The sequence below is a fragment of the Sphingopyxis macrogoltabida genome (assembly GCF_001314325.1).
Taxonomy (GTDB): Bacteria; Pseudomonadota; Alphaproteobacteria; order Sphingomonadales; family Sphingomonadaceae; genus Sphingopyxis; species Sphingopyxis macrogoltabida.
In genome coordinates, this window is the sequence record NZ_CP009429.1 from 3105121 (window position 1) to 3123637 (window position 18517).

Genomic DNA, 18517 nt, shown 5'->3' on the forward strand with positions numbered 1-18517 from the left:
GGATTGAGATGAAGAAGATTTGGACTTCCGCTATCGCGCTCACCGCCGCGCTCGCAGCCGCCGCACCCGCCGCGGCGCAGGATGCGGCGGCGGCGGCCGACGAACAGAGTGGCGGCTTCGGCGAAATCATCGTCACCGCGCAGAAACGCGCCGAGAATTTGCAGGACGTGCCGATCTCGGCCACCGTCCTCAGCGCCGACCAGCTTGCGTCGCGCCAGATTTTCGATCCGTCGCAGCTCCAGCTCGTCGCGCCCAGCCTGCAGGTCAAGAGCTTCAACGCCGCGCTCGGCGCCTCCAATTTCTCGGTGCGCGGCGTCGGGACATTGAGCTTCTCGAACACCATCGAAGCGAGCGTCACTTCGGTGATCGACGGCGTCGTCATGGGAAATCCGTCGCTCGGCTTCATGAACTATCTCGATCTCGCGCAGATCGAGGTGCTCAACGGGCCGCAGGGCATGTTGTTCGGCAAGAACGCGTCGGCCGGCCTCGTCAACATCACGACGCGGCGCCCCGAACTCGGCCGCTTCGACGGGCAGGTGATGGGCGAGATCGCGCAGATGAAGGTGCCGGGCGACGGGTTGCTCTATCGCCTGCAGGGCATCGTCAACGTCCCGCTCGGCGACAATGCCGCGCTGCGCGTCAGTGCCTCGCAAACCCACACCGACCCGGTGATCAAGAATCTCGTCGCCGTTCCCGGCAGCCAATATGGGCAGGACCAGACCAGCCTGCGCGCCAAGCTGCTCTGGGAACCGACGTCGCAGCTCAGCATCTTCATCGCCGGCGACTATGCCCATTCCTCGGGCGTCGGCTCGGGCGGCAGCGCCGACCGCATCGTCCGTCCGACCAGCCGCTTCGCCGCCGAAAACGACGATCTCGGCATCGTCGCCGGACCCGATAATTTCTTTTCAAGCTATGGCGCCCCGACACGCGCGACCTTCGACGTCGGCGGGTTGCAGGCGAATATCGACTATGAATTCGCCAGCGGCCACACGCTCACCAGCATCACCGCCTGGCGAAAGTTCGACGCCGACAATCTGTTCGACTCCGACAAGCACCGCATCAACCTGCTCGACACCAACCACCAGCTCTCGAAGATCAGCCAGTTCACCGAGGAACTGCGGCTGGCGTCGCCGGTCGGCCAATTCTTCGAATATCAGCTCGGCCTCTATTATTATGATTCGAAAAGCGATTCCGACATCACCGCCGCCGGCGCCAACGGGCTGACGACCCCGCCGCCAGCCGGCTTCGAGGCATGGGTGGGGACGCGCTCGACGGGGTCGATGACCTCGAAGAGCTATGCCGCCTTCGGGCAGGGCACGCTCAACCTCAGCGACAGCTTCCGCTTCACCTTCGGCGGGCGCTACACCTCGGACAAGCTCAAGCTGCGCTCGGTCAGCGATGCGTCGGCCTTCGTCATCCCGCTCGGCGCGGCGGGGTCGCGCGACCAGCGGATCAGCGAGGAGAATTTCTCGTGGCGCGTCGGCGCGCAATATGACCTGACCGACGACGTCATGGCCTATGCCTCCGTCGCGCGCGGCTACAAGGGGCCGGGCTTCAACCTGACGATCGATCCGCGCGCGCCGCTCATCATGCCCGAAATTCCAACCTCCTATGAAGCGGGGATCAAATCGACGCTGCTCGACCGCCACCTGATCTTCAACATCTCGGGCTACACCTCGACCTTCAAGAATTTCCAGGCGCAGGCGTTCGATACCGCCAGCAACGGCTATGTCCTGCTCAACGCGGGCGCCCTCAAGTCGCGCGGGTTCGAGATCGAGGCGTCGGCATTGCCTGCCGAAGGGCTCGTCTTCAATCTCGGGGTCAGTTACGTCGACGCCTTCTTCTCCGATTTCCAGGCCGACCGCTGCTATCCCTTCCAGCCCGATTGCCGCGCCAATGGCACGATCGATTCATCGGGCAACCGGCTGCCGAACGTGCCCAAATGGACGGTCAGCCTGACCGGCCGCTATGAAACGCCGGTGAGTGAAAGCCTCGCGGTCTTCCTGCAGGGCGCGCTTTATGCTCGCACCAAATCGAACTTCAGCTCGACCGAGGATCCGAACACCAATTTGCCGGGCTATGCGCTGTTCGACGCGAGCATCGGGCTCAAGCAGATCGACGACAAATACAAGCTGACCCTGTTCTGCCGCAATTGCTTCGACAAGCGCCAGCCGACCTTCATCAACTCCAACTCGCAGTCGCGCGGCGACTATTACCATATGTTCGGGCTCAACTCGTTCCGGACGCTCGGCCTCGCGCTCGAAGGCCGTTTCTAAAGAGCCAGCAGCAGGTGCCGGACCACCGGGGGGATGGTCCGGCACCCAACCGGAGTTTGGGCAGGATGAAGAAGTGGATCGCAGCCGCGATTGGCACCATCGCTCTTGCGGCGATGAGCTCGGCGCCCGCCGTCGCTGAGGAAGGCCCGACGCCGAAGCTGGTCGTCCTGATCTCGATCGACCAGTTCTCGGCCGATCTTTTCGGTGCGAACCGCGGCGAATTTCGTGCCGGTCTCGCGACACTGGCACAGGGCATCGTCTATGCGAACGGGTTCCATGCGCAGGGCGTGACCGAAACCTGCGCGGGTCACGCGGTGATCGCGAGCGGCCGGCACCCCAATGCGACGGGTATCATCGCCAACCAATGGTTCGACCAGCGCGGCGGAGTCGACCGTTATTGCACCGACGACGGCATCCATGTCGCGGCGCGTGCGACCCGCAAGCTCGGGGTCGGGCCCGGGATGCTTCGGGTTTCGACCCTCGGTGACTGGCTGAAAGCCGCCTCGCCTGCCAATCGCGTCTTCTCGGTCGCGGGCAAGGACCGTTCGGCGATCATGATGGGCGGCCATCGTCCCGACGGCGCCTTCTGGTTCGACGGCAAGCAGGGCTTCGACAGCTGGGGCACGGATGCGGCGGAGGCGCAGCGCCGCCTGTCGCCGCTCGTGGGAATCAACGCCAGGCTCGCGCAGCGGCTGAGCGCGCCCCCGCCCGCTTGGACCTATCGCCGCGAAAGCTGCGCTGCCCGCGAAGCCGTCATTCCCCTGCCCGGCGGCAAAAGCTTCCACGCCCATCTGCCGCCCGATCCGGCGGCGTCGATCCCCGGCCAGCCACCCGCGAGCGGCCCGGCGCTCCCGCCGTGGTTCTACGATCAGGTCACCGTCGATGCCGCCATCGACCTCATCGACAGGCAAAAGCTTGGCCGCTCGTCGGGAACCGATTTGCTCGCGGTCGGCCTGTCGGCGACCGACATGGTCGGCCACGCCTATGGCACGCAGGGTCCCGAAATGTGCGACCAGATGGCGCGGGTTGACGAGGAAGTCGGGCGGCTGCTGAAACGGCTCGGGGACCTTCGCATTCCCGCGCTCGTCGCGCTGACCGCCGATCATGGCGGCGGCGATATTCCCGAGCGGCTGGCGGCGCGAGGCTATCGCGATGCCGGGCGGATCGACACCGCAGCGCTGCTCACCGAACTCAACGCCGCGGCGCGCACCGCGACGGGCATCGACTGGGACCCGCTGCGTCCCGCTTATTTCGACCCGACCCAGCTCGTCGTCGTCGATGCCGGCGGGCGATCGCTCGGCGACGCCGCACTGAAGAACCGCATTGCCGCAGCGACAGCCGCGCGCGCGCTCACCCAGCCGGGCATCGCGGGCGCATGGACGGCGGCGGAGTTGCGGACGCGCAAACCCGATGCGCGCCAGTCGCCCGACCTCATGCCGGTCGCCGATCGCATGGCGCTATCCTTCTATCCCGACCGCAGCGGCGACGTGCTGCTCGCGACCGATCCGCTGAAAATCGCCGCGCCGCCGCTGCCCGGCCTGTTCATGATGGGCCATTCGGGACCAAGCGACTTCAACCGCCGCGTCCCCATCCTCTTCTGGTGGCCCGGCGTCGTTTATCAGGAACGTGCTCTGCCGGTGCGCGTCGCCGACGTCGCGCCCACCCTCGCCGCGGCGATGCGGGTAGCGCCGACCGATGCGGTCGATGGCGAATGCCTTGAACTCGGCGATCCGGGCTCGGCGTGCCCCGCTTTGCCCGTATCCTCGCGATAGCTTTGAAAGGACAGAAATGCGCATATTCCCTGCCATCGCGCTCGCGCTGACAATCGCATCACCCGCCGCCGCTGCGGATCAATCTGCTGTCGAAACCCGCAGCGGTGCTGTCGAGGGTGTCGCCGAGGGCGAAAGCACGGCCTATCGCGGCATTCCCTATGCGCTGCCGCCGGTCGGCGACCTGCGCTGGCGCGCACCGCAGCCCGCCGAGCCTTGGCAGAAGCTTCGCGTTGCCGACAGCTTCGGCCCCGATTGCATGCAAATCCCCTACAAGGCCGATGCCGCGCCGCTGGGGGTCAAGCCGTCAGAGGATTGCCTTTATCTCAACGTCTGGACCCCGGCCGGACCGCTGCGCCGGAAATTGCCGGTGATGGTCTGGATCTATGGCGGCGGCTTCGTCAACGGCGGCAGCTCGCCGCCGGTCTATTCGGGCCGCGCCTTCGCCGAATCGGGGGTGGTCTTCGTCAGTTTCAACTACCGGCTCGGCCGCTTCGGCTTCTTTGCCCATCCCGCGCTCAGCCGCGAGGCCGCCGGGGCGCCGACGGGGAATTATGCGATCCTCGACCAGATTGCGGCGCTCAAATGGGTGCAGGACAATATCGCGGCATTCGGCGGCGATCCCGGCAACGTCACCATCTTCGGCGAATCGGCGGGCGGCATGTCGGTGCATGCACTGACCACGACCCCGCTCGCGAAGGGGCTGTTCCACAAGGCCATCAGCATGTCGGGCGGCGGGCGCGACCTGATGGGCCCGCTCAGGACCGCGGCCGAGGCCGAAGCGATCGGCACGGGCTTCGCGCAAGCGAAAGGGGTCGAAGGCGACGATGCCGCTGCCGCCGCTGCGCTCCGCGCCCTCCCCGCCGACAGCGTGATGAGCGGCCTCAATCTGATGAGCCTGTTCGGCGCAAAGGATTTCACGCCGCTCTATGCCGACGGCCGGATCATACAGCGGTCGGTCGATGCGGCCTATGCCACCGGCGACGGCGCCGCGATCCCGATGATGATCGGCGCCAACGACGCCGACGGCTTCTTCTTCGGCGGCGGGATCGATCAGGCCTATGCGCCGCTGGCGGCGGTGCGGGCGGATGCCGAACAGGTCTATGATCCCGCCGGCGGCAAGGACGCGATGCGCGTCGGGGTCGCGGTCTCGGCCGACATGATGTTCCTCGAACCCGCACGGCATGTCGCACGGATTATCGCCGCGCGCGGACAATCCCTGTTCACCTACCGCTTCGGCTATGTCCCCGAATATCTGCGCGCCAAGGTACCGGGCGCTTTCCACGCCAGCGAACTGCCCTTCATCTTCGACACCGTCGACGTCCGCCATGGCACCGCGACGGCACCCGCCGATCGCACCGCCGCGCGGCTGGCGCATGATTATTGGGTTAATTTCGCGAAGAACGGCGTGCCCTCCGCAAATGGCGGCGGGGCTTGGTCGCCCTACACCGCCGCGACCGACAGCGTGATGATCTTCGACGCCACGGGCGCGCATGAAGCGCCCGACCCGATCCGCACCCGCCTCGATTTCGTCGAACGGGTTGTGACGGCGAAAGCGCCCTGACCGGACAAGAGGAGTGATGTCGATGCGCCTTTTGCCTGTGCTGGCCGCCCTGCTCGGCTCGCTCCTGTCCGCACCATCGGCAAGGGCGCAGGTCCCGGTGGTCGCGATAGAAAGCGGCGAGCTCACAGGCGCGGTCGACGATGGCATTGTTCGCTTCCTCGGCATCCCCTACGCCGCCCCGCCGGTCGGCGACCGGCGCTGGGCCGCACCCGAAGCACCGCTGCCGTGGACCGGCCGGCGCACGGCAAACAGCTACGGCCCCGGCTGCGTCCAGGCGATCACCCCCGACGGCTTCGGTCCGTGGACGCGCGAATATGTCGCGCCGCCGCCGGTTTCCGAAGATTGCCTGACCCTCAATATCTGGGCGCCGGCGAACCCCGACGGCAAGCCGCTGCCGGTGATGGTCTGGATCCATGGCGGCGCCTTCATGTCGGGGTCGAACGCCGTACCGATCTACGATGGTGCCGAACTGGCGCGGCAAGGCATCATTGTCGTGTCGATCAACTACCGCCTTGGCGTCTTCGGCTTTGCCGCCTTTCATGATCTCGCGGGCGACCCCGGCGGCGGCACCAATTTCGCGCTGCAGGACATGATCGCGGCGCTCCGCTGGACGCGGCGCAATATCGGACGCTTCGGCGGCGACCCCGCGCAGGTGACGATTGCGGGCCAGTCGGCGGGCGCCATGGCGGTCCATATGCTGCTCCTGTCGCCACCGGCCGACGGGCTGTTCGCGCGCGCAATCGCGCAGAGCGGCATCGTCGAGGTGCCGCTGCCCGAACGCGGCGAAGCGGACCGTCGCGGCGCCGACCTGCTGGCGCGCGCGCGGCTGTCCGATGTCGCGGCGCTGCGCCGACTGTCCGCCGATCGGCTGGCGGCGCTGCTCGATGCGGGCCCGCTGGCCGGGGCCGGCGACGTCGGCGGCATGCCGCTGCTCGGCCCGGTCGTCGACGGATCGATCCTGCCCGCACAGGTCGCGGCGATGGAAGCGGCGGGCCGGCGCCGCGCCGTGCCGGTTCTCGTCGGACTGAATGCCGACGAAGGCGTCCTCAACCCCGCCTATTTCCACACCACCGCCGCGGAGGTGCGCGCCCGTGCGACGCGGATGGCGGGCGAAACGGGCACCGATGTCCTGCTGGCGGGCGATCCGCTCGACAGCGAAGCAGCGATATTGGCGACGGGCCGCAAGCTGACGCGCCGCTACGGGCTCGCCTCGCTCGCCGACTGGGCACGCGCGCATCGCGCACCCGCGTTCGCCTATTATTTCACCCATGCCGAACCCGGCCCCGGATCGGACCTGTTCGGCGCCTTCCATTCGGCCGAAATCCCCTATGCCTTCAACAGCTTGAACGCAGCCCCCGACCGGCCCTTTACCGACCGCGATCGCGACATCGCCGCAACCATGTCGAAATACTGGGCCAATTTCGTCAAGCACGGCGACCCCAATGGCCCGGGCCTCCCGACTTGGCCAGCTTTCGCCGGAATGGCCAGCAACATCATGGAATTGGGGACGAACTTCGCGCCCTGGCGCGCCGATCGGGAAAAGCTGGACCGACTGCTCGACCGGTTGCCGCATGGCCCCGGGCGATCGGTCTTCGGCATTGACAGCTTCGCGGAAACGCCGCGCGATCGGTGATCGGGACGTGACCCCGATCCTTTTCGCATTTCAGGAAAGACAATATGGCCATTGCATCCCCCGGCGTCGACGCATCCGATCAACCTTCGGCCCCGGTCGATGCGCCCGAACTGCGCCTGTTCGTGATGGGCCTGTTCTTCATCTTCGGCGGTATCACCAGCCTCAACGACGTGATCATTCCAAAGCTCAAGGAATTGTTCACGCTGAATTATACGCAGGCGATGCTGGTCCAGTTCTGCTTTTTCGCCGCCTATTTGCTGGTCGGCATCCCCGGCGCGAAACTGGTCAAGAAGATCGGCTATATGCGCGGCGCCGTCGCCGGGCTGCTGACGATGATGGCCGGCTGCCTGCTCTTCATCCCCGCGTCGCAGAGCGCGACCTATGGACTATTCCTGTTCGCGCTGTTCGTGCTCGCCAGCGGGGTGGTGATCGTGCAGGTCGTCTCCAATCCGCTGATCTCGCTCCTCGGCAAGCCCGAAACGGCGCATAGCCGCCTGACCTTTGCGCAGGCCTTCAATTCGCTCGGCACCACCGTCTTTCCCTATGTCGGCGCAACGCTCATTCTCGGCAGCCTCGCGGCGATCAGCGCCGACCAGCTCTCGGGCGTCGAACTCGATGCCTATCGAACCGCGGAAACCCAGGCGATCGTCCACGGCTATCTCGGCATCGCGGCGGCGCTTGCGGTCGTCGCCGCAGCGGTCTGGATGTTCCGGGGCCGGCTGCAGGGCGAACGACATGGGGAAAGCGCCGGGCTTGCCGGGCTCGACCTGCTGCGGCGACCGCGCTTCGGCTTCGGCGCGCTCTGCATCTTCCTTTACGTCGGCGCCGAAGTGGCGATCGGCTCGCTGATCGTCAATTACCTGATGCAGCCCGGCGTCATGGCGCTGCCCGAACAGGCGGCGGGCAAGCTGATCGGCCTTTATTGGGGCGGCGCGATGATCGGCCGCTTCATCGGGTCGGGGCTGATGCGCATCGTCAGCCCCGGCAAGCTCCTCGCCGGCGTGGCGGCCGGCGCGATCGCCCTGATCCTTGTGTCGACCGCCTCGACAGGCGCGCTATCCGGTTACAGCCTGCTGGCGATCGGGCTGATGAACGCGATCATGTTCCCGACGATCTTCAGCCTCGCCTGCGAGCGGCTGGGCAGCCGCGCCGCCGACGGGTCGGGGATCATCAATGTCGCCATTTTCGGCGGCGCCGTCGTGCCGCTCGCCACCGGCGCGCTTGCCGACGTCACGGGCAGTCTGGCGATCGCCCTCGCGCTCCCGGCTGCCTGCTATGCCGTGATCGCCGCCTTCGGCGTCTATGCCCGCAAACCTGCGCGATAGGGGAAAACACCGGCTGGCTGGGGCGGCAGGATTCGAACCTGCGAATGGCGGCATCAAAAGCCGCTGCCTTACCACTTGGCGACGCCCCAACGGGCCGGTGCGAGCGCGTCTATAGCGCCTGACGGCCGCTTGGCAAGCGAAGGGTCAGAGCCGCGTGACCCAGCCGTGCGGGTCTTCGGCGCGGCCGCGCTGGATGTCGACGAGCTTGCTCTTGAGCATCTCGGTGACCTGTCCCGGACCGCCGGCGCCGATCGTGAAGCTTGCCTCGCCGCGCGTCACCTTGCCGACCGGCGTCACCACCGCCGCGGTGCCGCAGGCAAAGCTTTCGGTCAGGCGGCCGCTTTCCGCATCGGCCTGCCACTGGTCGATCGCATAGGGTTCTTCGCGCACCGTCAGGCCGGCATCGCGCGCCAGCGTGATGATCGCGTCGCGGGTGATCCCGGGCAGGATCGTGCCGGTCAGCGGCGGGGTGACGATGCTGCCGTCGTCGAAAACGAAGAACATGTTCATGCCGCCCAGTTCCTCGATCCAGCGATGCTCGGCGGCGTCGAGGAAAACGACCTGGTCATGCCCCTTGGCGATCGCCTCGCGCTGCGCGATGAGGCTGGAGGCATAGTTGCCGCCGCATTTCGCGGCGCCGGTGCCGCCGGGCGCGGCGCGCGTATAATCTTCCGACACCCACAGCGAGATCGCCGGCGCCCCCGACTTGAAATAATTGCCGACTGGCGAGGTGATGACGAGGAACTGATATTCGGACGCCGGCTTGACGCCGAGGAACACCTCGCTCGCGAACATGAAGGGGCGCAGGTACAGCGCGCCGCCGTCGACCGGCGGGAACCAGTGCGCGTCGGCCGCAACCGCTTCCTTCACCGCCGCGATGAACATCTCCTCGGGCAGCTCGGCCATCGCCATCCGGCGCGCGCTGGCGTTAAAGCGTGCCGCATTGGCCTCGGGGCGGAACAGCGCCATCGAGCCGTCTTCGAGCCGATAAGCCTTCAGCCCTTCGAAGATTTCCTGCGCATAATGGAGCACCGCGGTCGCAGGATCGATCGCCAGCGGCCCGCGCGGCATCACCTGCGCATCGTGCCAGCCCTTGTCGTCCGAATAGCGGATCGAGACCATATGGTCGGTGAAAACGCGCCCGAACGCCGGGTCCGCGATCGCCGCCGCGCGTACATCGTCCGCAGTCGGGTTGGGATGCGGCAGACGGTTGAAGGCGGGAGCGAGCATGGCGTAAATACCTGTTGGCTGGGGTTGAATGGTGCGCGCCTCTTGCCAAAGCACGGCCTCGCGCGCAACGGTAGCGACTATGCCGGATGAAAATTTTCTTTCACAAGTTCCTGCCGCCTCTGCCCTTTTCTTGCGTGAGGAGGAAGTGCGCCGGGGTATCGAATATCTGTTTTTCGCGCATGGCGCGCTGTGGCGTGCGATCGACGCGCGGCTTGCCGAAAACGAGCTTGGACGGGCGCACTACCGGGCGCTTTATTTCATCGCGCGCCAGCCCGGGCTGACGATCACCGACCTTCTGACCTTGCTCGGCATCACCAAGCAGTCGCTCGGCCGCGTGGTCAAGGAACTCGAGGCGCGCGAGATGCTGACGACGCGGCCCGGCAACCGCGACCGGCGGCAAAAGGAGCTGCGCCTGACCGAAGCAGGCCGCGCGCTCGAAAAATCGGTCTTCGTGTTACTTCGCGACGCGATGAGCCGCGCCTACACCCACGCCGGACAGGCCGCCGTGACCGGCTTCTGGCAGGTCAGCGAAGCGCTGGTTCCGGCGCGCGAGCGTAGCCGGATCGCGGCGCTGGGGCGCGAGCCCGGTTAGGGTCAGCCGTCGCCGCGGGCGATGTCGGCGAGTTCGCGGCCGCGATCGCGCGCCGCGCGCAGCACATTGGTCATCAGCGCAACCAGTTGACCGCCCTCGTCGAGCACGTCGAGCCCGGCCTGCGTCGTGCCGCCCTTGCTCGCGACCTGCGCCGCGAGCGCGCCCGGCTTTTCGCCGCTGCTTTCGAGCAGCGCGGTTGCGCCGCCGAAAGTCGCGGTCGCCAGTCGCAGCGAATCGTCGGCCGACAGGCCCAGCCGCTCGCCCGCGGCGGCATAGGATTCGATCAGGCGAAAGACGAAAGCGGGACCGCTGCCGGTAAATGCCGTGACGAGGTCCATCGTCGAATCGTCGGCGAGCGCGACAACCGTGCCCAGCGGCTTGAGAAGCGCTGTGACGGCCGCCTCGTCGACCTCGCCAAGGCTGGCGACCGCCGATACCCCCGCGCCGATACGCGCGGCAAGGTTGGGCAGGATGCGCACCTGCGCCTTCGCGGCGGGAAAGCGCGCGGCCAGATCAGCAAGCGAGACGCCGGCAAGGATCGAGAGCAGGTGCGTATCGCCCTGCACGACCGGCGCGAGATCGCCCGCGACTTCGCCGAGCTGCTGCGGCTTCATGCCCAGCATCACCCATTCGGCGGTACCGTCGGCGGCCGACCAGTCGGCGAGCGAGGCGAAATGCGCGATTCCCTCGCGCGGCGCCGCAAACGGATCGACGATCGCGACCTGCGCCGGATCGAGCCCTGCCGCGAGCCAGCGGTCGAGCATGGCCCCCGCCATATTGCCGCAGCCGACCAACAGCATGCGCCCCGCAAATTTCCCCAATGTTTTCGTCATGGTCCCTGTCTTCTTGTCCGTTTTCTTTTATGTTTCTCTACCGGCAACTGCTTTCGGGCCCCGAAATCAGGTCGATGCAGCGCCCGTCGATCTTGCTCGCATCGACCGTCAGACCGATCAGCGACGCCAGCGTCGGCAATATATCGACCGTCATCACCGCATTGGTCTGCTCGAAACCAGCCAGCCCCTTCCGCCAGAACAGCATCGGGACGCGCCGGTCATAATCCCACACCGACCCATGCGTCGCAACATAGCGGCTCGTATCGGCGATCGGCGTGACGCGCGGCTTCAACACGACGATGAAGTCGCCCGACCGCTGCGCATTATAGGAGGCGCGCAGCTTGTCCAGCATGCTCCAGTTGTCGGGTGCTTCTTTCGAGATCGGCCGTGCGGCAAGCTCCTCGCCCGTCACCACCGCCTCGACCTGCGGAAAGGCCCGGAAGCGCGCGATGAATTCCGCCATTGCCGCCTTGCGCTGCGCCGCGGTCAGGCTCTTCGCCAGATACATGTCGCCGAACGGCCCGTCGCTGTAGAGCAGCGGCTCTGGCAGGCCGAGCTTTTCGGCGACCGATTTGGCGATCGCATCGGGATTGATCGCGGTATCGACCCGCGTGGCGGCGGGCCAGCCGTTCTGGCGGTTGCGCTCGGGAATATCGTGCCCGCCATGATCGGCGGTCAGCGCCACGGCATAGTCGATCCCCGTCGCATCGAGCCGCGCAAAGAAATCGCCGAGTTCGCGGTCGAGGCCCATGATCTGCAGGCACATTTCAGTGCCTTCGGTGCCAAAACCATGGCCGACATAGTCGGTCGCCGACAGGCCGAGAATGAGTAGGTCGGTCGTGCTCCCCTCGCCCAGCCGCCGCGCCTGACGCAGTGCAGCGCCGGCGGCGAGCACCGCGCCGTCGGCCTCGGGCGAGGCCAGGAAGCGCCGGAAATCACCGCCGTCGCGCGCGAGGCGGCCGTTACCGACGACCCGGTCGCCGACCGGGATCGCGATATCCTGATCCGCGCAGTCGGCGGGAAGCGGCAGCCCCTTACGCGGCTGGGCGATCGCAGCGGCGATCGCCGTGCCGGCCTGCGTCGCGGTCGGCGACAGCGCCGTTCCGCGATAGCTGGTGAGCCCAGTCGGCGCGAGCCACACCAGTTCGTCGGCCTTGCGACCGCCCATCATGATCGCGGCGCGATCCTTGCCCGCGACCGACACCACCTGCGCGTTCGGGTCGCGCGCCTTCATCAGGTCGCCGAGCGTCGGCACGAGGAGGTGATCGACCGACGGCGCATATTTGCCGCTGCCCGAACTGGTGCCCGGCACCGTTTCGTCCTCGGCGCAATAGAGTCGCTTGTCCTCGCGCGCCGCCGCCAGGTCGAAATAATTGTTCGCGATGATCCCGGTGTGCGCCGGATGGTTGCCGGTCAGGATCGTCGAATGGCCGGGACAGGTTTCGGTCGCGCCATGCGCCTGATAGCCCGACGGGAAGACGACGCCCGACGCGAGCCGCGCGAGGCCGCCCGTGAAATGGCCACGATATTGCGCGAACAGGTCGGCCGAAAACTGGTCGACCGAGATCATCACTATTAGCTTGGGCGGCGGCGTCGCTGCAGTGACTTTCTGCGCCGGTGGCGCTGCATCCTGCGCCACGCCTGCGCCGGGACCCGCGACACAAAGCACGGCTGCCAGCGCAGTCGTCAGATATTTGAGCTTCACGGACGGCGTCTCCATTCGGGGGGTGTCAGCGCGGGCTGTCCTCTCGACGAAAGCCGCCTATATGGCAAGCCTCGAACTACGGGCAGGCGCGGGTTGAGCATGGAACGCAGGCAAGACGGATTTGTGACAATGGCGTGGCGCGGCGCGCTCGCGCTGCTGGCGCTTGCCGTGCTTGCATCGACGTCGGCCGCTGCCCGCTCGACGCATATCACGCCAAAGCTGGTGGCCGAATCGACGGCGCCGGCCCCCGGCGGTACGACGACGCTGGCGCTGACGATGGAGCCCGAAAAGACCTGGCACGGCTATTGGTCGAACGGCGGCGACGCCGGTTTCGGCCTGCAGGTCGAATGGAATGCGCCCGAGGGCGTCACCGTCGAGCCTTTTCGCTATCCGGTCCCCGACGCGCTGATCCTCTTCGGCATGATGAACCATGTCTATGAGCATCCCTATGCGCTGCTCGCCGACGTGCGCATCGACAAAAGCGTCGTGCCCGGCACCGACCTCACCCTGTCGGGTGTCGCCAACTGGCTTGCCTGCACCGACAAGGTGTGCGTCCCCGAAAAGGCGGTCATCTCGGTCGCGCTGAAGGCCGGTGACGGCGCGGTTGCCGCCGCGTCGCGCGAACGCTTCGACGGCTGGCGCGCACTGCTTCCGCAGCCGCTCGACCGTCACGGCACTTGGGAACGCCGCGGCGACACGATCCGCTTCGCCATCCCCCTGCCCGCGAGCACCGCGATCGACGCGCCGCACCTGTTTGTCGAGACACGCAATCTGATCGACTATGCGGCCACGCAAAATGTCAGCCGCAACGGCGACCATATCATCGTCGAAACGCGCACCAAGGGCGAGGCGGTCGGACCGGTCGCAGCGCTGCTGAAGCTCGGTAGCGGGCGCGGGCTGTCGCTGCAACTCGAACCCGGCACCGTCCCCGCCGCAGGCAAAGCCATTACCGGGCCCTCCAGCGGGATCGATATGGCGATGTTCTGGACCGCGCTCGGCGGCGCGATCCTCGGCGGCCTGATCCTCAACCTGATGCCGTGCGTCTTCCCTATCCTCAGCCTCAAGGCGCTCAGCCTCGCGCGCTCGGGCGGCGACGCGCGCGCGGCAAAGGTGGAGGCGCTGGCCTATACCGCAGGCGCCGCCCTCACCGCGCTGTTGCTCGGCGCCGTCCTGCTCGGGCTGCGCGCCGCCGGCGAGCAGGTCGGTTGGGCATTCCAGCTCCAACATCCGCTCAGCGTCTTCCTTCTCCTCCTGCTCGCCATCGCCATCACGCTCAATCTCGCCGGCGTCTATGAATTGCCTTCGTTCGGCGGCGGCCAGCGGTTGGCGGATCGGGGCGGCGCGGCCGGCGGCTTCTGGACCGGCGCCCTCGCCGCCTTCGTCGCGACTCCATGCAGCGGGCCGCTGCTCGGCGCGGCGCTCGGCGCGACGCTCGTCCTGCCGGCATGGGCCGCGCTACCGATCTTCGGCGGCCTCGGTTTCGGCATCGCCCTTCCCTTCCTCGCCATCGGCTTCGTTCCGGCACTCCGCAACCGCCTGCCCAAGCCCGGACCGTGGATGGCCCGTTTCCGCAAATGGATGGCAGTGCCGATGGCGCTTACCGCGCTCGCGCTCGCGGTGCTGCTGTGGCGGCAGACGGGCAGCGTCGGTGCTTGGGCGGCCTTCGGCCTCTTGGTGTGGACGACGACGGTGCTGCTATCGCTGGGCAGGTCGCAGCGTGGAAAGGGATCGCGGTCGATCACGGCCTTTTTCCTGCTCGTTCTGATCGCCACTACCGTCGCCAGTGTCCTGCAGCTTGCCGACCATTCGCAAATCAAGGCGTCATCCAACAGTTCGGGCTCGACTTTTTCCCCCGCCGCACTCGCCAAGGCGCGAGCCACCGGCAAACCCGTCTTCGTCTATTTCACCGCCGACTGGTGCCTGTCGTGCAAGGCGAACGAGGCGGGCGCGATCAACCGCGAGGCCGTGCAGAACGTCTTCAAGGACAAGGGCGTCGTCACGCTCGTCGGCGACTGGACGAACGGCGATCCCGTCATCACGCGCACGCTTGCCGAACATGGCCGCAACAGCGTGCCGCTGTATCTCTGGTACGCACCGGGCGCGGCGCAACCCGAAATCCTGCCGCAGATCCTCACCCCCGGCCTGCTCACCGACAAGGCGGGCGGCTGATGGCGAAGCAGCGCGCCGACCAGTTACTCGTCGACCGCGGCCTCGCCGAAAGCCGGACGCGCGCGCAGGCGCTGATCCTCGCCGGGCTGGCGTTCGTCGGCGACCGCAAGATCGAAAAGGCAGGGCAGCAGGTCGCCGAGGATGCCGAGATCAGCGTCAAGGGCCGCGACCATCCGTGGGTGTCGCGCGGCGGGATCAAGCTCGACCATGCGCTGAGCCACCTCGGTTGGGACGTGACCGGCGCGGTCGCGATCGACGTCGGATCGTCGACCGGCGGCTTTACCGACGTGCTGCTCAGCCGCGGCGCGGCGCGCGTCTATGCCGTCGATTCGGGCACCAACCAGCTCGCGTGGAAATTGCGGCAGGACGAGCGCGTCGTCGTCCACGAACAAACGAGCGCCCGCATCCTGACGCCCGCGCACATTCCCGAACCCGTCGATCTGATCGTCTGCGACGCCAGCTTCATCGCCCTGTCGAAAGTGCTTCCGGTGCCGATGTCCTTCGCGAAAGACGGCGCCCGCCTTGTCGCGCTGATCAAGCCGCAGTTCGAGGCCGAACGCCACGAGGTCGGCAAAAAGGGCGTCGTGCGCGATGCCGCCGTCCATGCCCGCGTCTGCGCTGCAGTCCGCGGCTGGCTCGAAAGCGAAGGCTGGCGCGTCGCCGATCTGGTTGAAAGCCCGATCACCGGACCCGAGGGCAATGTCGAATTCCTGATTGCGGCCACAAAATCTGCGGCTTGACGCTGGGCACGCCAGCCGCGACACCTCTTCCGTTGGGAATCAAGAAATTGGTGGGGTCGCGTCGATGAGTGAAATCGCCACTGCGGGGCAGCTGCGCCTGTCCTATCTGCGCTGGGCGCTCGTCACCGTGCCCGCGATCGTGCTGATCGGCAGCCTGTCGGGGCTGCTCTCGAACAGCGGCTATGGCAACCGCTGGTTCGACGCCCTCGACCTGCCGCCGATCACCCCAGAGGGCTGGGTTTTCGCGACCGTCTGGCCGATCCTCTATATCTGCCTCGGCCTGTCGCTCGCGATGGTGCTGCACGCGCGCGGCGCGAAAGGGCGCGGCTTCGCGCTGCTCCTCTTCTTCGTCCAGCTCGTCGCCAACTTCGCCTGGTCGCCGCTCTTCTTCGGCGCGCATCAAGTCACCACCGCGCTGTACCTGATCATCTTCATCCTGATGGTGACGATCGCGACCGCCTTCGCCTTCGCGCCGATCCGCAAGGCGGCAGCATGGCTGCTCGTCCCCTATATGGCGTGGCTGTGCTTTGCCGCGATCCTCAATTTCCAGATCGACCAGCGCAATCCGGACGCCGAGACCCTTGTCCCGCACGCAGCGAGCACCCAGATATAAGCCGGCAAGGGGCACTCCCCCGACGAAGGAATTTGAAATGCAGAGCGAAAACCGCTTTTTCGACGATCTCGCCAAGATGGTGAACGGCATCGCCGGAACCGTCGCCGGCGCCGGCCGCGAGGCCGAGTCAGCGATGCGCGAGCGCGCGAAGGAATTTGTCGGCCGCATGGACTTCGTCAGCCGCGAGGAATTCGAGGCGGTGAAGGAAATGGCCGCGAAAGCCCGCGCCGACGCCGAAGCGCTGAAGGCCCGGCTCGACAAGCTCGAAGGCGCACCGAAGCCCGCGGCGGCAGCGCCGAAAGCGGCCGCGAAGCCCGCTGCCGCTCCGAAAGCGGCAAAGCCGGCCGCCAAACCGGCGGCGCGCAAGCCCAAGGCCTGACGCGCCACCAACGTCGATACCCAAAGATGTTACCCCAATCCGGCGGGGACGCGGACTCGCGTCTCCGCCGCTTTCGGTCTAAGGGGCAGGGATGAGCGACGATATTTACGACGACGACGACGGCCAGGAAGCGGCACCGATGGAGATGCTGGCATCCTATTTCGCCGCGCACGACTGGCCGCACGAAATGGTCGGCGAGGACGAGATCGTCGCGACGGCGCAGGGTAGCTGGACGGCCTATGAGCTACGCGCGGTATGGCGTGCCGACGACGGCGTCATCCAGTTGCTCGCCTTCCCCGATATCCGCGTCGTCGAGGACAAGCGCGCGGTCGCGCACGAAGCGCTCGCGATGATCAACGAACAGCTATGGCTCGGCCATTTCGAATTGTGGTCGAACAGCGGCACGATCCTGTTCCGCCACGGCATGCTCGTCGGCAGCGACGCCGCGCTGCCGCTCGACCTTACCGAAACGCTGATCGAAAGCGCGATCGACGAGTGCGAGCGCTTCTATCCGGTATTCCAGTTCGTGCTGTGGGGCGGCAAGACCCCGGCCGAAGCGCTCGCCGCGTCGCTGATCGAAACGCGCGGCGAGGCTTAGAGACAGCCTTTATTTCCCGTTCGCATCGAGCGAAGTCGAGATGCCCCTCGATCTTACGCGATCCCGATGGGTGTCTCGACTTCGCTCGACACGAACGGATTGAGGTATCGGTTTACCGCTTCTCGAACTTCGTCAGCCCGGCGCCCAATTCGTTGGGCCCGATCGCCAGCGCTTCGCCGCTCCAGTCGGCGACGAACACGGTCTTGCCGGACAGTTCGGCCGGCACGCTCGCGCGATTGCCGGTGATCGACAGGCCGCGCGAAGGATTTTTGCGCTCCTCGGCCGCGACCGCGATCAGCGCCGAATGATTTTCCTTGTCGCGGCCCTGGATGATCAGGTTGTTCGCGATCCGCCCGGTCGAACCCGACGGCAGGTCGATCGCATAGTTGGTCGCTTTGCCCTGGGTATCGTCGAAGCTGTTGTCGCTGATGTCGACCTGCACGCCGCGCGTTTTCAGATAATGGCCGCCGCTGCCTTTCTCGAAGCGCGAACGGGTGACCGTAACGCGGCCATAGACACCGGTATAGACGCTGTGCGCGCAGCTCAGACCCCGGTCGCAGCGGCCGAGGCGCGAGAAGGTCGAACGGTCGATGGTCAGCGCCGCCCCTTCATCGTCGCCGGTCAAAATGCCCTCCTCGCTGTTGCGGAACAGGCTGTTGACGATGTCGAGGTTGCTCTTTTCGAGCCGGATGCCCGCGCCGTTGCCGTCGGGCACGCGGATATTCTGGAACACGATGCCGTCGACCTTCGCGCCGTCGCCGCGCAGCACCAGCGCCGCCTTGTCCTCGCAGGCCACGCCGTCGAAGATCGCCCGGCCGGGTTCGACCGCGACGAAGGCGATGCGGCCTTCGGTCTGGACCGCGCAATCGCGGTGATAGCCGGGCGCGATGCGGATCGTGCCGCCGCCCCCGCCGATCGCGTCGACCGCGTCCTGCAGCCGCCCGAAAGCGCGGCCCGATTCGGCCACCACATAGGGTCCACTGCCCGCCTGCGCCGGCAGCGGCGCGGGGGCGAAAAGCAACGGAAGGGCGAGCAGCGGCAGCAACGGCCGGCGAAAAAGAGACTGTGCCATGAAGGGCTTATAGCCGATC

15 protein-coding genes and 1 tRNA gene are annotated in these 18517 nt (G+C 66.8%); 11 read left to right on the top strand and 5 right to left on the bottom strand.

Annotation, left to right across the window (positions count from 1 at the left end; translation table 11 throughout):
* Window positions 1-8: 8 nt before the first annotated feature.
* From LH19_RS15345 to LH19_RS15365, 5 genes are all read left to right on the top strand, one after another.
* Window positions 9-2276, top strand: coding sequence for a TonB-dependent receptor (locus tag LH19_RS15345; RefSeq protein WP_054729722.1), 2268 nt, complete (start codon window positions 9-11; stop codon window positions 2274-2276).
* A 65-nt stretch (window positions 2277-2341) separates the two neighbouring features.
* Complete coding sequence (locus LH19_RS15350; protein ID WP_054729725.1) at window positions 2342-4048, top strand: alkaline phosphatase family protein; 1707 nt, start codon at window positions 2342-2344, stop codon at window positions 4046-4048.
* Window positions 4049-4064: 16 nt separating this feature from the next.
* On the top strand, window positions 4065-5609 hold the full coding sequence (locus LH19_RS15355) for a carboxylesterase/lipase family protein (RefSeq protein ID WP_054729728.1): 1545 nt from the start codon (window positions 4065-4067) through the stop codon (window positions 5607-5609).
* A gap of 22 nt (window positions 5610-5631) precedes the next feature.
* The gene (locus LH19_RS15360) at window positions 5632-7242 is read left to right on the top strand and encodes a carboxylesterase/lipase family protein (RefSeq protein WP_158514439.1); all 1611 of its coding nucleotides are present in this window, start codon (window positions 5632-5634) and stop codon (window positions 7240-7242) included.
* Between the two features lie 44 nt (window positions 7243-7286).
* Entirely contained in the window at window positions 7287-8567 is a 1281-nt protein-coding gene (locus LH19_RS15365) for a sugar MFS transporter (protein ID WP_054729735.1), read from the top strand.
* A gap of 14 nt (window positions 8568-8581) precedes the next feature.
* Here LH19_RS15365 and LH19_RS15370 read toward each other — a convergent pair.
* Both LH19_RS15370 and LH19_RS15375 read right to left on the bottom strand, forming a co-directional pair.
* Window positions 8582-8656: transfer RNA gene (locus LH19_RS15370), tRNA-Gln, on the bottom strand.
* Window positions 8657-8711: 55 nt separating this feature from the next.
* Entirely contained in the window at window positions 8712-9797 is a 1086-nt protein-coding gene (locus tag LH19_RS15375; RefSeq protein ID WP_054729738.1) for a branched-chain amino acid aminotransferase, read from the bottom strand.
* Window positions 9798-9876: 79 nt separating this feature from the next.
* Here LH19_RS15375 and LH19_RS15380 point away from each other — a divergent pair, with 79 nt between their 5' ends.
* The gene (locus LH19_RS15380; RefSeq protein ID WP_054729741.1) at window positions 9877-10389 is read left to right on the top strand and encodes a MarR family winged helix-turn-helix transcriptional regulator; all 513 of its coding nucleotides are present in this window, start codon (window positions 9877-9879) and stop codon (window positions 10387-10389) included.
* 2 nt (window positions 10390-10391) lie between these two features.
* Here the strand turns inward: LH19_RS15380 and proC are convergent, their stop codons facing one another.
* The gene (proC, locus tag LH19_RS15385; RefSeq protein ID WP_054729744.1) at window positions 10392-11222 is read right to left on the bottom strand and encodes a pyrroline-5-carboxylate reductase; all 831 of its coding nucleotides are present in this window, start codon (window positions 11220-11222) and stop codon (window positions 10392-10394) included.
* Between the two features lie 37 nt (window positions 11223-11259).
* Window positions 11260-12942 carry an alkaline phosphatase family protein gene (locus LH19_RS15390; RefSeq protein WP_082395765.1) on the bottom strand — a complete coding sequence of 561 codons (1683 nt, stop codon included), beginning with the start codon at window positions 12940-12942 and terminating at the stop codon, window positions 11260-11262.
* An 84-nt stretch (window positions 12943-13026) separates the two neighbouring features.
* On the opposite strand from LH19_RS15390, the gene LH19_RS15395 reads away from it, so the two are divergent.
* The 5 genes from LH19_RS15395 to LH19_RS15415 all read left to right on the top strand — a co-directional run bounded on the left by LH19_RS15395 (window position 13027) and on the right by LH19_RS15415 (window position 17426).
* A complete protein-coding gene (locus LH19_RS15395) occupies window positions 13027-15096 on the top strand; it encodes a protein-disulfide reductase DsbD family protein (protein WP_145923484.1) in 2070 nt (689 codons plus the stop codon).
* On the top strand, window positions 15096-15836 hold the full coding sequence (locus LH19_RS15400; RefSeq protein WP_054729749.1) for a TlyA family RNA methyltransferase: 741 nt from the start codon (window positions 15096-15098) through the stop codon (window positions 15834-15836). The genes LH19_RS15395 and LH19_RS15400 overlap by 1 nt, the downstream gene beginning before the upstream one ends.
* 64 nt (window positions 15837-15900) lie before the next feature.
* On the top strand, window positions 15901-16449 hold the full coding sequence (locus LH19_RS15405) for a TspO/MBR family protein (RefSeq protein ID WP_054729753.1): 549 nt from the start codon (window positions 15901-15903) through the stop codon (window positions 16447-16449).
* A gap of 37 nt (window positions 16450-16486) precedes the next feature.
* Complete coding sequence (locus LH19_RS15410) at window positions 16487-16828, top strand: accessory factor UbiK family protein (RefSeq protein WP_054729757.1); 342 nt, start codon at window positions 16487-16489, stop codon at window positions 16826-16828.
* A gap of 91 nt (window positions 16829-16919) precedes the next feature.
* Window positions 16920-17426 carry a type III secretion system chaperone family protein gene (locus LH19_RS15415; RefSeq protein ID WP_054587356.1) on the top strand — a complete coding sequence of 169 codons (507 nt, stop codon included), beginning with the start codon at window positions 16920-16922 and terminating at the stop codon, window positions 17424-17426.
* A 112-nt stretch (window positions 17427-17538) separates the two neighbouring features.
* Here the strand turns inward: LH19_RS15415 and LH19_RS15420 are convergent, their stop codons facing one another.
* The gene (locus LH19_RS15420; RefSeq protein WP_082395767.1) at window positions 17539-18498 is read right to left on the bottom strand and encodes a right-handed parallel beta-helix repeat-containing protein; all 960 of its coding nucleotides are present in this window, start codon (window positions 18496-18498) and stop codon (window positions 17539-17541) included.
* Window positions 18499-18517 lie beyond the last annotated feature (19 nt).

Bases quoted from the DNA above. Each gene is read 5' to 3' on its own strand.
- LH19_RS15405 (WP_054729753.1), top strand. From the start codon at position 15,901: ATGAGTGAAATCGCCACTGCGGGGCAGCTGCGCCTGTCCTATCTGCGC.
- LH19_RS15415 (WP_054587356.1), top strand. From the start codon at position 16,920: ATGAGCGACGATATTTACGACGACGACGACGGCCAGGAAGCGGCACCG.
- LH19_RS15350 (WP_054729725.1), top strand. From the start codon at position 2,342: ATGAAGAAGTGGATCGCAGCCGCGATTGGCACCATCGCTCTTGCGGCG.
- LH19_RS15395 (WP_145923484.1), top strand. From the start codon at position 13,027: ATGGAACGCAGGCAAGACGGATTTGTGACAATGGCGTGGCGCGGCGCG.
- LH19_RS15365 (WP_054729735.1), top strand. From the start codon at position 7,287: ATGGCCATTGCATCCCCCGGCGTCGACGCATCCGATCAACCTTCGGCC.
- LH19_RS15345 (WP_054729722.1), top strand. From the start codon at position 9: ATGAAGAAGATTTGGACTTCCGCTATCGCGCTCACCGCCGCGCTCGCA.
- proC (WP_054729744.1), bottom strand. From the start codon at position 11,222: ATGACGAAAACATTGGGGAAATTTGCGGGGCGCATGCTGTTGGTCGGC.
- LH19_RS15400 (WP_054729749.1), top strand. From the start codon at position 15,096: ATGGCGAAGCAGCGCGCCGACCAGTTACTCGTCGACCGCGGCCTCGCC.
- LH19_RS15355 (WP_054729728.1), top strand. From the start codon at position 4,065: ATGCGCATATTCCCTGCCATCGCGCTCGCGCTGACAATCGCATCACCC.
- LH19_RS15380 (WP_054729741.1), top strand. From the start codon at position 9,877: ATGCCGGATGAAAATTTTCTTTCACAAGTTCCTGCCGCCTCTGCCCTT.
- LH19_RS15375 (WP_054729738.1), bottom strand. From the start codon at position 9,797: ATGCTCGCTCCCGCCTTCAACCGTCTGCCGCATCCCAACCCGACTGCG.
- LH19_RS15410 (WP_054729757.1), top strand. From the start codon at position 16,487: ATGCAGAGCGAAAACCGCTTTTTCGACGATCTCGCCAAGATGGTGAAC.
- LH19_RS15390 (WP_082395765.1), bottom strand. From the start codon at position 12,942: ATGGAGACGCCGTCCGTGAAGCTCAAATATCTGACGACTGCGCTGGCA.
- LH19_RS15360 (WP_158514439.1), top strand. From the start codon at position 5,632: ATGCGCCTTTTGCCTGTGCTGGCCGCCCTGCTCGGCTCGCTCCTGTCC.
- LH19_RS15420 (WP_082395767.1), bottom strand. From the start codon at position 18,498: ATGGCACAGTCTCTTTTTCGCCGGCCGTTGCTGCCGCTGCTCGCCCTT.